This is a genomic window from Alsobacter sp. (genome assembly GCF_059501845.1).
In genome coordinates this window covers 54763-69566 of sequence record NZ_JCACDK010000020.1, presented here as the reverse complement: position 1 = coordinate 69566, position 14804 = coordinate 54763, and the positions used below count along the sequence as shown (strand labels likewise).

11 protein-coding genes are annotated in these 14804 nt (G+C 67.5%); 2 read left to right on the top strand and 9 right to left on the bottom strand.

The window, feature by feature from the left end; genetic code table 11:
* The first annotated feature begins 171 nt into the window (after window positions 1-171).
* Entirely contained in the window at window positions 172-2433 is a 2262-nt protein-coding gene (locus AC5JCN_RS24760) for a PAS domain-containing sensor histidine kinase (RefSeq protein ID WP_495757810.1), read from the top strand.
* On the opposite strand, the gene AC5JCN_RS24755 is transcribed toward AC5JCN_RS24760, so the two are convergent.
* From AC5JCN_RS24755 to AC5JCN_RS24740, 4 genes are all read right to left on the bottom strand, one after another.
* On the bottom strand, window positions 2434-5385 hold the full coding sequence (locus AC5JCN_RS24755; RefSeq protein WP_495757809.1) for a bifunctional [glutamine synthetase] adenylyltransferase/[glutamine synthetase]-adenylyl-L-tyrosine phosphorylase: 2952 nt from the start codon (window positions 5383-5385) through the stop codon (window positions 2434-2436).
* Complete coding sequence (locus AC5JCN_RS24750; protein WP_495757808.1) at window positions 5382-6803, bottom strand: sensor histidine kinase; 1422 nt, start codon at window positions 6801-6803, stop codon at window positions 5382-5384. Before AC5JCN_RS24750 ends, AC5JCN_RS24755 begins: the two co-directional genes overlap by 4 nt.
* The gene (locus AC5JCN_RS24745) at window positions 6787-7470 is read right to left on the bottom strand and encodes a winged helix-turn-helix domain-containing protein (protein ID WP_495757807.1); all 684 of its coding nucleotides are present in this window, start codon (window positions 7468-7470) and stop codon (window positions 6787-6789) included. Before AC5JCN_RS24745 ends, AC5JCN_RS24750 begins: the two co-directional genes overlap by 17 nt.
* Window positions 7471-7607: 137 nt before the next feature.
* Window positions 7608-8510 carry a LysR substrate-binding domain-containing protein gene (locus tag AC5JCN_RS24740; RefSeq protein WP_495757806.1) on the bottom strand — a complete coding sequence of 301 codons (903 nt, stop codon included), beginning with the start codon at window positions 8508-8510 and terminating at the stop codon, window positions 7608-7610.
* 351 nt (window positions 8511-8861) lie between these two features.
* Here AC5JCN_RS24740 and AC5JCN_RS24735 point away from each other — a divergent pair, with 351 nt between their 5' ends.
* The gene (locus AC5JCN_RS24735; RefSeq protein ID WP_495757805.1) at window positions 8862-9497 is read left to right on the top strand and encodes a LysE/ArgO family amino acid transporter; all 636 of its coding nucleotides are present in this window, start codon (window positions 8862-8864) and stop codon (window positions 9495-9497) included.
* Between the two features lie 28 nt (window positions 9498-9525).
* Here the strand turns inward: AC5JCN_RS24735 and AC5JCN_RS24730 are convergent, their stop codons facing one another.
* The 5 genes from AC5JCN_RS24730 to ccmE form a co-directional block, all read right to left on the bottom strand.
* Complete coding sequence (locus tag AC5JCN_RS24730) at window positions 9526-9828, bottom strand: hypothetical protein (protein ID WP_495757804.1); 303 nt, start codon at window positions 9826-9828, stop codon at window positions 9526-9528.
* 308 nt (window positions 9829-10136) lie between these two features.
* On the bottom strand, window positions 10137-11693 hold the full coding sequence (locus AC5JCN_RS24725) for a Do family serine endopeptidase (protein ID WP_495757803.1): 1557 nt from the start codon (window positions 11691-11693) through the stop codon (window positions 10137-10139).
* 122 nt (window positions 11694-11815) lie between these two features.
* Window positions 11816-12229 carry a cytochrome c-type biogenesis protein gene (locus AC5JCN_RS24720; RefSeq protein WP_495757942.1) on the bottom strand — a complete coding sequence of 138 codons (414 nt, stop codon included), beginning with the start codon at window positions 12227-12229 and terminating at the stop codon, window positions 11816-11818.
* Window positions 12230-12284: 55 nt separating this feature from the next.
* On the bottom strand, window positions 12285-14285 hold the full coding sequence (locus AC5JCN_RS24715; protein ID WP_495757802.1) for a heme lyase CcmF/NrfE family subunit: 2001 nt from the start codon (window positions 14283-14285) through the stop codon (window positions 12285-12287).
* On the bottom strand, window positions 14282-14797 hold the full coding sequence (gene ccmE / locus AC5JCN_RS24710; protein WP_495757801.1) for a cytochrome c maturation protein CcmE: 516 nt from the start codon (window positions 14795-14797) through the stop codon (window positions 14282-14284). Before ccmE ends, AC5JCN_RS24715 begins: the two co-directional genes overlap by 4 nt.
* Between the last annotated feature and the right edge of the window lie 7 nt (window positions 14798-14804).

Here is a 14804-nt window from a genome sequence, read left to right as displayed (position 1 = left end):
AACCTCGCATTAACCTCTGGACAAATCAGCGGCTCCGGATTCAGATCAGACCGATTCGGAAAGATGCGGCACGTCTCTCCGGTCGGGGCGTTTGAGAGATTCCGAGGGGGTTAACGGATGGCGCGAAGCTTCGCGGCCAGCGCGCCTGCGCATGCGGGTGCGATTACGGGAATGGCGAGATCGATCGCTACCCCCACTTACCTCAAGCTCGTCAATGCTGAGCCCTGGCTTCGCAGGATCGTCCCGGCCATGATGGCCGTCTTCATCCTATCGCTCGGGACCATGGCCTACGTGCAGTCGACCGCCGGCCGTCAAGAGACGCTCGGAGACGCCATCGGCAATGTCGACCTGCTCGCTGCCTACCTGACCTCGGAATTCTCCCGCCGCAGCGAAGCGCTGGAGGCTGGCGCGCCGCCCCCGCCGGCCGTCCTCGGCGATATCCTTCCTCCCCGCCTGCGTGCCCCCGGCCTCAGCGTCGTGCTGACCGACCCGGCGGGCGCCATCATCGCCGTCACGGGAATGGTCGCCACCGGCAATGGAACGCTGGTGGATCTGTTCGGTCCGGCCCAGCCGCTCACTACCTTTGCCGAGAAGGCAGGGGTCATGATGGTGAGCCTTCCCGGCAGCGGCTCGGCACTTGCGACCGTCCGTAGCCTTCCCGCCCCGTTCGGTCAGGTCGCGGTCATCCAGCCGCTCAGCGGTGCGCTGGAGCGCTGGCGCAGCCGCACGACATCGTTTTTCCTTCTTGTCGGCGCCGCTGTTCTGGTTCTGACCGGCATCAGCACCGCGTATTTCTGGCAGGCCTGGCGTGCGCGGCATGCCGATGCGATCTGCGACAGTGTCCGCCGCCGACTCGATACCGCCCTCTCCCGCGGCCGATGCGGCCTTTGGGATTGGGACATCGCCCGCGGTACGATCTACTGGTCGGACTCCATGTACGAGATGCTCGGCTACGACCGGCAGAGCGAGTTCATCTCCTTTGGCGACGTCAATCGGCTCGTGCACCCCGACGACGGCGACCTCTACGCTCTGGCCGACCAGCTCGCCAGCCAGGAGGCCACGACGGTTGACCACGCCTTCCGCATCCGCGCCGCCACGGGTGACTGGGTATGGTTGCGGGCGCGCGCCGAGCTGGTCCGGGACGGAGAGAGCCGCGACCCCCACCTCATCGGCATCACCATCGACATCACGGAGCAGCGCCGCCTCGCCCAGGAAACCGCAACGGCGGATGCCCGGCTGCGCGATGCCATCGAGACGATCTCCGAAGCCTTCGTGCTGTGGGACGACGAGAACCGGCTGGTGATGTGCAATTCCAAGTTCCAGAAGCTGCACAACCTTGCCCCGGACCAGGTTGCTCCTGGCGCGGCCTACGAGGCTCTCGCGGCGACCCTCACGCCCCCCGTGATCCAGAGCCGGCTCGGGGAAATCCACGACGACGGCGCCCGTAGCTACGAGGCGCAACTTCCCGACGCACGCTGGCTGCAGATCAACGAGCGCCGTACCAAGGACGGGGGATATGTCTCCGTCGGCACGGACATCACGATGCTGAAGCGCCAGGAGGAGAACCTCCTCGACAGTGAGCGGCGCCTTACGGCCATGATCTCCGACCTGAAGCGCTCACGTCAGACGCTGGAGCTGCAGGCCCAGCAGCTCGCCGATCTCGCCGAACGCTATCTCGAGCAGAAGGCCGAAGCGGAAAGCGCCAACCACGCAAAGTCCGAATTCCTGGCCAAAATGAGCCACGAGCTCCGGACGCCGCTGAATGCCATCCTCGGCTTCTCCGAAATCATGGAGGCTGGGATCTTCGGCTCGCTCGGCTGCGACAAGTATACCGAGTACTGCCGGGACATCCGCCGTAGCGGCCAGTACCTCCTGGGCCTCATCGCCGACATTCTCGACATGGCCGAATTGGAAGCGGGCCGCGTCCGCATGGACCGGCAGCCGCTCGACCTCGCTCGCACCATCCAGGAAACCGTCAGGGAGTTCGAGGGCCAAGCAGCAGAGCGCAAGGTCGTGATCGACACTGACGCCCCGTCGGACCTCACCCTGCACGCCGACAAGCGGGCGATGAAGAAAATCCTGCGCCACCTGCTGTCCAACGCCGTGAAGTTCACGCCGGAAGGTGGACAGGTGGCCGTGCGGGTTCGTGGAGCCGCGGGCGCCGTCAACATCTACGTCGAGGACACCGGCGTCGGCATTCCGAAAGAGGCGCTTCCGCACCTCGCGCGGCCCTTCGAATGGGTCTCGATGGACGCGTCCAAGCCCACGGAGGGCTCCGGCCTGGGTCTCGCCATCGCCCGGTCGCTGGCCGAGCTCCACGGCGGCGCGCTGCGGATCCGCTCGTGCCTCGGCACCGGCACGGTCGTGCTCGTGCATCTGCCCCTGATGCCGCCGAGCGGCCTGAGCATCGCAACGTCCGGCAGGGCGGCCTGATCAGGCCCCGGCCATGAACCGGTCGAAAGCCGCGCGCACCTGAACGCGAAGGGCACGGAGCTCGCGGTCCAGCATCGGGAAATCCGGCATCCCCGCGACGGCTGCCATCCGGCGGCGAAGACCTGGCCCGCACGCTTCCGGATCGAAGCGTCCGGCCACGCTCATGCGCTGCCAGTGGAAGACATCCCGCATCAGCGCAAAGCCTCGGCGCATCAGGTCTGCATCCGCCGGCTGGAGCAACCCGAGAGCGGATGCGCGCTCCAGCACGGCAGCGGTTTCAGTCGTCAGAAGGTCTGAATGCCGGCACGCATGAACCAGGACGAGCGTCTGCGCGACGAATTCGATGTCGAGCAGGCCTCCAGCCGCGAGCTTGAGATCCCAGGGGTCGTCCTCGCCCTTCTCCTGCGCGATCAGCTGGCGCATGTCCCGCGCGTCCTTGAGGATCGTCGCTGGATCGAAACTCCGGGTGAGCACCTCCCTTATCGCGCTCGCGACGTCGGCCTGCAGGCTGTGGTCGCCGGCGACGCAGCGGGCACGGGTCAGCGCCAGCCGCTCCCAGGTCTCCGCCTCGCCCGCATGGTAGGAAACGAAGCCCTTGAACTGGGTGGCGGCGGGTCCCTTGTTCCCGGACGGGCGCAGCCGCATGTCCACCTGGTAGAGCGTGCCGCGGCGCGTGGGAACCGTGAGGGCGCTGATCAGGCGCTGGGTCAGGCGTGTGTAGTAGACGACGGCGTGGAGCGGACGGGGGCCACTGCTTTCGGGTTGATCCTCTTCGAAGTCGTACAACACGACGAGGTCGAGGTCGGACGTCGCCGTCATCTCGCGCGAGCCGAGGCGCCCCATCCCGAGCACGGCAATCCTGCCGCCCGGCACCGTTCCATGATCGGCGGCAAAGCGGCGCTGCACCTCGCGGAGGGTCACTACAATAATGGCCTCGGCCACTGCGGCGTAGGCTCGACCGGCCATCTCCAGCGACAGCGCGCCTGAAAGGACGCGCGCTCCGACGACGAACAGCTCGTGCTGGCCCACCTCGCGGAGCCGGTCCAGCACCTCCTCCAACTGCTCCGGCTGGCCCACCACGTCGGACACGCGGCGGATGATCGCGTCCACGCCGATGTCGGCACCGGCGAAGGCCGGGTCGATCACGGCATCGAGGAGATGCGGCCGGGACGAGACGATGTCGGCCAGCCGCGGCGCGGATCCCAGGAGATCGGCGAAAAGGCGCAGCACCGGCCCATGCGCCTTGAGGATCGAGAACAGCTCCACCGCCGCCGGCATGCGTCCCAGAGCATTGTCAAACGCGGTGAGCGCCCCGTCCGGGTCCGCACTTCCTCCGAAGGCACTGAGGAGCGCGGGAACGAGCTCCGTCAGGACTTCCCGCGCGCGCGGACTTGTCACCGCCTGCCGGCGGCCGAAATGCCAGCCCCGGACCGTCTCGGCCACAAGCGCGGGATTGGAGAAACCCATGCGCTGCAGCGTCTCGAGGGTCTCCGGGTCGTCCGTCGTACCGGTGAAGACGAGGCTTCCTTCCTCGTTGGCGAGTTCCGGCCCTTCCTCGAAGAGCCGTGCATAGTGCTTCTCCACCTTGGCGGCGTGGCCCGTCAGTGCAGCGGAGAAGCGCCGGGCGTCCGGGTACCCGCAGAAGCGCGCAAAGCGTTGCAGGGCGTCGGGCTCGACGGGGAGGCGCTGGGTCTGCTCGTCCGCCACCATCTGCAGGCGGTGCTCGACCGTACGCAGGAATCTGTACGCTGCAGCGAGTTCGTCCCGTGCCTTCTGCGAGATCCAGCCCTCCGCGTGGAGCGCCGTCAGCATGTCGAGAGTACGCCGCCCTCGCAAGGTCGGGCGGCGGCCGCCGAACACCAGCTGCTGCGTCTGGACGAAGAACTCGATCTCTCGGATGCCGCCCCGGCCGAGCTTAATGTCGTGGCCGGCGACCGTGATCGTCTCATGCCCGCGCACGGCGTGGATTTGCCGCTTCATGGCGTGGATGTCGGCGATCGCGGCGAAGTCGAAGTACTTGCGCCAGATGAACGGCGACAGGTCGCTGATGAAAGTGTCTCCGATCGGCAGGTCGCCCGCTACCGGCCGGGCCTTGATCAGCGCAGCACGCTCCCAGTTCTGGCCGACGGTCTCGTAATAGGCGAAGGCGGACGGCAGCGAGATGGCAGTCGGCGTCGATGCCGGGTCAGGCCTCAGCCTCAGGTCCGTGCGGAAGACATAGCCGTCCGCGGTGCGCTCCTGGAGAAGCCGGACGAGACCCTTCACGATACGGACGAAGAACGGTGTTGCCTCCACACCGGGAGCGAGGGGCGCCTTCTCGGGATCGAAGAAGACCACAACGTCTATGTCGGAGGAGTAGTTGAGCTCTTCCGCGCCGTGCTTGCCGAGCGCAACCACGACGACCCCGCTGTCGCGGGCGGGATCGCCGGGATCCGGCGCGAGGTAGCGCCCGCTCTCGGCAGCCTGCGCCAACAGGAACCGGAGGGCCGAAGAAGCGGCTGCGTCGGCGAACCCTGCCAGCGCGGCCGTGACCTGCTCCAGTGTCCACGCCCATCCGACGTCGGCGAGCGCGACGAGAAGTGCCAGTTCCTGCTTGGCGAGACGCAGCTCGCGCATGAGGTCGTCGATATCGTCCCGACCGCGCCACGACCCGGCGGTTTCCGTGATCAGGAACGCGACCCGCTGGTCGGGATCACTCGCCAGAAGGGACGCGCAGCGTTCCGGATCCTGCTCCACGAGGCGCCACAGGAAGGACGAGTGATCGGCCAGCCCGAGCAGGAGGTCGCGCACGGCCGGAATATCCGACACGAGTTGCCGGAGGGCATCGGCCGACCTGTCCGCACCGTCCCCGCCAGCGAGCGCCTCATCGAGCCGCCGCTTCGCGTCTTCGGGACTAGCGAGAACGGGTGCCGCATTCACACGGGCCGCGAGCGACTGCGGAGCTGCCGTCATTCGGCGGCCCTCTTCATCACCTGCGTTTCGGCCGGAAGTTCCACGACCACCCGAAGGCCCGGTGCATTGTCTTCCAGCCGGAGCCTGCCGCCGTGCAGCCTGGCCACGGCCGCTGCCAGCGAGAGGCCGAGGCCGGAGCCGGGGCGCGAGCGCGAGCCCTCGAGGCGCACGAACCGCTCGAGGACGCGCCCCCGGTCGGAATCGGGAATACCCGGGCCGCGGTCAGCAACCGAGAGCACCACGCCACCGTTTGCCCGGCCGGCGCTGACGATGACCTCGGGTTCGGCGCTCGCCGGGCCTCCTCCTGAAGGAGCGGCGTACTTGATGGCGTTGTCGACGAGGTTTGCGATCATCTGGCCGACCAGCTCGCGCGAGCCGAAGAGCGTCAGGCCGTCCTCGACCTTGACCACCACGGGCACCCCCGCCTCCTCGCCGACCGGCTCATAGAGCTCGCCTACGTCGCGCGCCACGTCCGCCAGGTCGAACTCGGCCATGCCGTCGCGTGCTCCGCCCGCCTCCGCCCGCGCGATCATCAGCAGCGCATTGAAGACACGGATGAGTCCGTCAGCCTCGTCGATCGTGGACTCCAGAGTCGTGCGGTACTCCTCGGGTGTCCTCGCCGTGCGCAAGGCCTCCTCGGCGCCGTTCCGGAGGCGCGTGAGCGGCGTCTTGAGATCGTGGGCGATGTTGTCCGACACCTCCTTCAACCCCGTCATCAGCTCCTCGATCCGGTCGAGCATGGCATTGAGGTTGCCGGCGAGACGGTCGAGTTCGTCATTGGCGCCGGTGACGGCAAGGCGTCCGGAGAGATCCCCCAGCATGATCCCGCGCGTCGTCGCCGTCATCGCATCGATGCGCCCCAGCACGCGCCTGGTGACGAACCAGCCGCCTATCAGGGCGAGCACCACGACGAAAGCCAGCGACCATCCGAATGCGCGGCGGATAACCTGGCGGAGCCGGTCGGCCTCGCCGAGGTCCCGGCCCACCAGCAGCATGTGGCCGCTGGGCAGCCGCGTCGTCCAGACGAGCGCGCTGCGGCCCGGGCTCTCGGCGTCCTCGCCCGGGAAATACTGGATCTGCTGCTCGCCGAGATGCTCGAACAGGTTCTCCGGGTAACGGCTGACATTGCCGGTGATCCGGTCGCCGGCGGGCGTCATCAGGAGGTAGAGCGATGACCCCGGCTGGCTGGACCGGCGGTCGATGGTGGTGATCAGACGCCGCAGCCCACCGGAATTGTACTGCTCCGCAAGGCCCTGGATCTCGGCCTGCACGGTGGCCGTCGCCTGTTCGGCAATCAGTACACGCGCGTTCCATGCCACGTAGCCGAGCAGGAAGGTCGCGAACAGCACGAAGATCACGAGGTAGGCGGCCGACAGCTTGAAGGCCGTCGTGCGGAAGAGCTTACCGAGCGCCGTCACGGACCATGTATCCCGCGCCCCGCACCGTGTGGATCAAAGGCCTGTCGAACCCCTTGTCGATCTTGCCCCGGAGTCTCGAAAGGTGAACGTCGATGACGTTCGTCTGCGGGTCGAAATGATAGTCCCAGACATGCTCCAGCAGCATGGTGCGGGTGACCACCTGCCCGGCATGCTTCATCAGGTACTCCAGCAGCCTGAACTCGCGGGGCTGCAAGTCGATCACCTTCTCCCCTCGCGAGACCTTGTGCGAGAGCCGGTCGAGTTCGAGGTCGCCGACGCGGTAGCGGGTCTCTTCAGCAGGCCCGGAGCCGCGGCGGCGTGAGAGCACTTCCGTGCGCGCGAGGAGCTCGGAGAACGCGTAAGGCTTGGCGAGATAGTCGTCTCCCCCCGCCCGGAGGCCTTTCACGCGGTCGTCGACCTGTCCCAGCGCGGACAGGATGAGGACGGGCGTTTCCACCTTCTGCTCCCGCAGGCCGTGGATGAGGGACAGGCCGTCGAGCTTCGGCAGCATTCTGTCGACGATGAGGACGTCGTACTGGCCCTCCCGTGCCATGGCGTATCCGTCCAGCCCGTCCGCCGCATGGTCCGCCACGTGGCCAGCTTCCCGGAACGCCTTGACGAGGTAGGCGGCGGCCTCGCGGTCATCCTCGACGATCAAAAGCTTCATGGTCTATCCGCAGGTCTCCGGCCGGTCACCCGCGGCCTTGCCACGGCGGGGCAGCGCTCGCCGTGGTGCAATATAGGCGTGCGCGTGCCCGAGTGCCGCTCTTTTCCGGCGAACCCCATGCGATACTCGCGCCGGGTTCAGGCGTTCGTCGCGCCGCGGGCGAGGCGTTCGACCACGGCGTTTCGCAACCAGCCTGCGAAGGTGACGGCGTGGGGCGGCCGCGTCGGCGCGACGACCACGTAGTAGCCCCGCGACTCGTTGCCCGCGACGTCCGAGAGGACGACCAGCCTGCCCGACCGCAGCTCCTCGCCGATCATTGACACCGGGCAGAGAGCCACACCATGACCGGCCGCCGCCGCGACGCTCAGAAGGTGAAAGTCCTCGAAGATCGTCCCGGCCTCCGCCAGCATCGGGTCCAGGCCCGCCGCCTCCATCCATGTGCGCCAAGAGAGCCTGTCGGCGTCATGCAGCAGCGGCACCCGCGCAATATCTGTTAGCGACAGGAAGGGGCCGCGCTTCTGGATGAGTTCCGGGCTGCACACCGGCGCCGTCCAGCCGGGAAGCAGGAGTTCGGCACCCGAATCGCGCGCCTTGTCGGCATCCAGACGCCGGATCACGACCTCCGCACGGTCGAACCCGCTGAGCTCGGCGAGCGGCTCGTAGATGACCCTGATGTCGACGCCCGGGTACTCGCGCTGGTACTCGGGAAGGAGCGGAACCAGCCAGCGCGTCGCGAAGGACGGGATGGACGCCACCGTCAGCACGGGGGTGTCGCGGCTCTGGCGAAGAGCGGCCGCGGCCGTCTCGATCGCGCCGAAGGCGTTTCCGAGAGTGATCGCGAATATCCGGCCGGCGGGGGTGGGCGTGACACCCCGCCCCTCCTTCTTCAGCAGTTGTATCCCGAGCCAATCCTCCAGGTAACGCAGCTGGTGGCTGACGGCGGATGTCGACACGTTCAGCTCGGCGGCCGCCTTGGACACGCTGCCCAGCCGGACAACGGCCTCGAAGGCCCTCACGGCGACGAGCGGCACGCGCGGCATGGTCTTCGATCTCCACTGGCCTCGACGCGGAGAACAAACGCAATGCTGACCGCGCAAGCTTAACCTGATCAATCCGCGCCTGAGGATGCGAAACATTGTCTCGGGGGCACGCCGCGCGGGCTTCTCCTGCGGCCGAACTGTGAGTTCAGCTCAAGCGTCAACGCACGATCTTTCACTTGTCCGTACGGAGAACGGTGGGATCATTCATGGGCGGGGAGGTGCATCCCGCGCCTGAAGATCCGCTCCCGAGTGCGGTTCAGGCACCAAACAGACCGAGTTCCTGCAGCAACGCCCGAGGCCCACGACGCCTGCGCCGAACATCCGGCCAGGCGCGATGGAGGAGTTGTCGCCATGATGGTTCAGGGAACGTCCTTCGCCGCCGCTTCGGCTGGTTTTCTTCTGGGGTTCAGCCTGATCTTCTCGATCGGGCCACAGAACCTCCATCTGCTCAGGGCCGGGCTCAGTCGCCGCCACGCTCTCACGACAGCCACCACCGGGTATTTCTCGGAAATCGTCCTCGTCGGCGTCGGACTGGCGGGACTTGGCCTCGCTGCCGCCAGCTACCCATCTGCAGTCGATGCGATGCGCTGGCTGGGCGTCGCCTTCCTCATCACATGCGGCATCAGGGCCATCCTGCGACGGGCCGACGCATCGTGCGACCTGGAGAGCACGTCCGCTTTAGGCAGCCGGGGCAAGGCCGTGCTGGCGATGCTCGCGGTCACATGGCTCAACCCGCTCGTCTATGTCGAGGTCGTGCTCCTCGTCGGCTTGCTCTCGTCGGGGTACTCCGGGACGAGCGGCTGGTTCGGCGCGGGTTTCCTGATCGCGTCGTCCTTGAAGTTCTACGGCTGGAGCCTCGCCGGGCAGCTGCTGTCTCCCGCTTTCCAGCACCAGCGGGTGCGGACGGCCTTCTCCGTGATGTCCGGTGCCCTGCTGCTTGCAGCGGCGGCGGTTCTCGCCGGCACGACCTCGAGCCTGCTCGCCTGAGCAGGGCGAGCCGGCTCCCAGCATCGGCTCATTCGCCGTCCTCGGGGTCCTGAGGCTGTTGCTGCTGCTGCGCATGCGACGCCGGCTGTCCGGTGCGCAGGACGGGTGGATGCCGCCGCGCCGCAGACCTGTCGAGCGGACTGAACTGCACCGGAAACTGGCCCAGTGCCCAATCCTCGAACTTGTCCCAGAATTCGTCGTCGCTCAGCGGCTCCGCTTCAGCCGCAACCTGGGATGCGTTGCACCTCGTCCACGCTGCTCCTGGACGTTCGACGACAAAGGCCAGCGTGGGAAACATCAGCGCCGGCCGACCGCGCCAGTTGAAAAACATGAGGTACGTCTTGTTGTTATCTGAGGTCCCGATACGCGACAGAACAGCGGCTGGATCAGTTGTATCACGTGCTGGACACGAACGCGGCCCAAAAGGCCGGATTGACGACACCGCGACAGTTTTCCACACATTGGCGGCGGGGAAGACCGCCGGATCGGCCCAGGCACAAAAACGGCAGGCGGACGGGGGCGCGTCCACCTGCCGCCTGACAACCGCGGCTCCCCGATGCGGTGGGGACTGGTTTGCAGCCGGAGAGCCGGGCTTCAGAACGGGCGGGAGCAACGGATCGCTCCCGCCTGTCTGCGTCCTCAGCCAGCCTTGTTGGGGAAGGCCAGCGCCACGAAGCGGCTCTGGTCGCCAGTCTTGACCCGCATCAGCACCGCCTTGCGGCCATCCTTGCGGGCGGCGTCGAGCGCGGACTTGACCTCGGACGGCTCGGAGACGTCCTTGCCGGCCACCTGGAGGATGACGTCACCCTCCTTGATGCCCTGTGCGGCGCCGGGGCCGTCGGGGTTCACGTCGGTCACGACGACGCCCTTGCTTCCGGCTCCGGCGACGGAACCCGCCGGGGCGAGCTTCAGGCCGAAGCTGGTGCCCTTGGCGGCGCCATCTTCCTGCTGCGTGTCGGCCTTCGCCGTCTTCTGGTTCGGCAACTCGCCGAGCTTCATCGACAACGTCTTTTCCTTGCCGTCACGCATCACGCCGACCTCGACGGTGCTGCCGGGCTTCTTCATCGCGATCTCTCGCGAGAGTTCCTTCGGACCGGCGACGGACTTGCCGTCGACGCTGACGATGGTGTCGCCCGACTTGATGCCGGCGTCGGCCGCGGGGCCGTCATCGGTCGTCTCGGCGACGAGGGCGCCCTTGGTGTCCTTCAGTCCCAGGCTGTCGGCGATCTCCTGCGAGACCGGCTGGATCTGCACGCCGATATAGCCGCGGGAGACCTTGCCGGTGTCCTTGATCGACTCGACGACTCCGTCGGCGACTTCGCTGGGAATGGCGAAGGCAATGCCGACATTGCCGCCTGACGGCGAGTAGATCGCTGTGTTCACGCCCACGACCTCGCCCTTCAGGTTGAAGGTCGGGCCGCCGGAATTGCCGCGGTTCACCGCCGCGTCGATCTGCAGGTAGTCGTCATAGGGGCCGGAGCCGATGTCGCGGCCGCGGGCCGAGACGATGCCGGCCGTCACCGTTCCACCGAGGCCGAACGGATTGCCGACCGCCATCACCCAGTCGCCGACACGGGGTTCCGCCCCGGCGAACTTGACGAAGGGGTACTTGCCGTCCTGCTTCACCTTCAGCAGCGCGAGGTCGGTGCGCGGATCCGTGCCGACGACCTTGGCGTCGACGGTGCGGCCGTCATCCATGGTCACCTGAACCTCGACGCCGTGGTCGACGACGTGGTTGTTGGTGACGATGTAGCCGTCCTCGGAGATGAAGAAGCCGGAACCCTGCGCCTGGGCGAACTGGTGCCCACCACGCGGATGCATGTTGGGCATGCCGCCCTGGCCGCGCTGGCCCTTCTGGCCGAACTGGCGGAAGAACTCCTCGATGCCCGGCGGCAGGCCGCGCATGCCGTTGCCGTCCTCGTCACCGCCGTCGGCAATGCCGGCACCGGTATCGGACGCTGTCTCGACCTTCACCTTCACCGAGACGACGGCGGGGCGGACCTTCTCGACGATGTCGGCGAAGGTGCCGGGCGCGTTCGGCGGCAGGACGGACTGGGTGATTTCGGCGCGGGCGGGGGTCGGGACGCCATACATGGCGCCGACGCCGGTGCCGACGATGGCTGCGGCGCAGGCTCCGGCCATCAGCGTGGCGCGGACCGAGAGGCGCCGGGAGGCGGGCTTGTCAGCGGTGGTCATGGATCTGATCTCCTTTCGAAGGCGGGCCTCGGCCCTGCTTCGAAGAAGACAATTGGCTAAGCGGGCTTACAGCCGCATCGCGGGAAGATGAAACTTTGGAAAGGTGGGCGGAGGTACGGCCGTCAGCCCTGCGTCATCCGCTCCAGCGCCGCCCTTTCCTCGGCCGTCAGCGGCGCCGGGGCCGCCGGCCTTCTGCGCCGCGCATTCGCCCAGACCACGGCCGCTCCCAGAGCCAAGACAGCGAACGGACCCACCCAGAGCAGCAGGTTGTGCCCGGTGAACGATGGCTTCAACAGCACGAACTCGCCATAGCGGTCGACAAGGTAGTCGCGGATCTCCGAATCGCTCTTGCCCTCCTTCAGCTTCTCGCGGACGAGGAGCCGAAGGTCGCGTGCCAGGGGTGCGTCCGAATCGTCGATCGACTGGTTCTGGCAGACGAGGCAGCGAAGGCCGGAGGAGATGCCGCGGGCGCGCTGCTCCATGGCCTTGTCCGGCAGCACCTCGTCCGGCTGCACCGCGAGCACCGGGGCGGCCATGGCTGACCACAACACAGCGACCGCGACGAACGAACGGAGAGCCCGGTGCACCGCCCTACTCCGCCGGCACTGCGCCGGCGGGCGCCCGTGCCTTCACCGGCGCGCCGATCCGTGCCCTGCGATCGAGAAGCGAGAGGCAGCCGCCGAGAGCCATGACGACGGCCCCCAGCCAGATCAGAAGCACGAGCGGCTTCCAGTAGAGCCGCAGTCCGACCGTTCCATCCGTCCCGAACTCGCCGACGCTGCCATAGACCTGCCCAAGGCCGACTGTGAGCAGGCCCGCCTCGCTGGTCGGCATCTGCCGCGCCTCGAAGATGCGCTTGGCGGGGTCTATCTCGCCGACCCGGGTCTCGCCCCGGAACACGCCGATCTCAGCCACTGTTTCCCGGTAGTCCGGGCCCTGGCGCGGGGCGACCTTCTCGAGCACCAGCGTGTAGCCGCCGAGTTCGACCCTGTCTCCGGCCTTCATCGTCACGATTTGCTCGACCCCCCATGCCGTCGCAGCGATCCCGATCACGGTCACGCCGACGCCTGCGTGCGAGATCGCCGTTCCCCAAGCCGAACGCGGCAGGCCGGCCGCGCGGGCCAGGACGATCGAGACGGTCGCGCCGGGCCGCCAGGAGCGGGTCACGATTTCCGTCAGGGATCCCATGATGAGCCATGCGCCGAGACCGATCGCCACTGGCGCCAGCACCGGCCCGCCCCAGGTCAGTGCGACCGTGATGAGCGCGATCACGATCGCGATCGCACCCGCCGCAACCAAGCGCTGCGCCACCGCAAGCAGGTCGCCACGCTTCCAGGCAAGGGACTGGCCGAAGGGCATCAGCAGGAACAGCGGGATCACGAGCGGCAGGAAGGTGGCATTGAAGAAGGGCGCACCAACCGAGATCTTCGCCGGATTGGCCGGATCCCACCACCCGGTGACCGCCTCCAGCGCGAGCGGGTACAGCGTGCCGATGAAGACGGCGGCGCAGGACGCCGCGAGGAAGAGGTTGTTGAGAACCAGCGCCCCTTCTCGCGAAACGGGCGCGAAGATCCCGCCCTGCCGCAGCATCGGCGCACGCCATGCGAAGAGCGCGAGGCTGCCGCCGATGAACACCACCAGGATAGCGAGGATGACGACGCCGCGCGTCGGGTCGGTGGCGAAGGCATGCACCGACGTCAGCACGCCAGAGCGGACCAGGAAGGTGCCGACGAGGGAAAGCGAAAAGGTGAGGATGGACAGGAGAATGGTCCACACCTTCAACGCGTCCCGCTTCTCCATGACGACGGTGGAGTGCAGCAGGGCGGTCCCCGCGAGCCACGGCATCAAGGAGGCGTTCTCGACCGGATCCCAGAACCACCAACCGCCCCAGCCGAGTTCGTAATAGGCCCAGTAGGAGCCCATCGCGATGCCGAGCGTCAGGAAGATCCAGGCGGTCAGCGTCCAGGGCCGGACGAATCGGGCCCACAACGCGTCGATGCGGCCCTCCACCAGCGCGCCCACCGCGAAGGAGAAGGCGACGGAGAAGCCGACATAGCCGAGGTAGAGCAACGGCGGGTGGATCGCGAGGCCGGGGTCCTGAAGGATCGGGTTGAGCCCCTGCCCCTCGAACGGTGCCGGTGAGAGACGGGCGAATGGGTTCGATGTGCCGAGAATAAAGAGCAGGAAGGCGGCGGCGACGGCACCCTGCGCGGCCAGCACCGTGGCGAGCAGGCGCACAGGCATGCGCCCGCCCCTCAGCGCGATGAGCCCGGCGAAAACGGCCAGGATCAGCACCCAGAGCAGCATCGATCCTTCATGGTTCGACCAGACGCCGGAGATCTTGTAGGCGAGCGGCTTCGCCGAGTGGGAGTTCTGGACGACGTTGACGACGGAAAAGTCCGAGGTGACGTAGGCGGCCGTCAGCGCAACGTAGGACAGCGCCACGAAGCCCGCGAGCGCCAGGGCGACCGGGCGCGCGACCGCCATCAGCGCCGCGTCCCGTGTGACGGCGCCCCAGACGGGGACGGTGCAGAGCACAAGCGAGAGCGCGAGCCCGAGAACGAGCGCGTAGTGGCCGATTTCGACGATCATGGCGTCGCGCTCCCCGCCTGCCCTGCCGGTGCGGCGCCCGAGGCCTGGGCCGCTGCCGGGGGCGTGCCGTCCTTGCCCGATGATTCGTGCCAGACGCCCCGCTTCTTCAGCGCGTCCGCCACCTCCTTCGGCATGTAGTTCTCATCGTGCTTGGCAAGCACGCTGTCTGCGCGGAACCGGCCGGTCGCCTCGAGCACCCCTTCGGCAACGACGCCCTGCCCCTCGCGGAACAGGTCGGGAAGCAGGCCCTGGTAGGTGACCGGCACCGACTTTATAGTATCCGTCACCTCGAAGGATATGACCTGATTGTCGCCCCGCTGGACGCTGCCTTCCTTGACGAGGCCGCCGAGCCGGAAGCGCGTCCCCGGCTGGATGTTCTTCTCGACCACGTCCGTCGGGCCGTGAAAGAACACGATGCTGTCGGACAGCGCGTAGAGGACCAGCCCCGCGGCGATGCCGAGCACGGCGAGTGCGGATCCGATCAGGGTGAGGCGACGCTGCTTGCGGGTCATTCCAGCG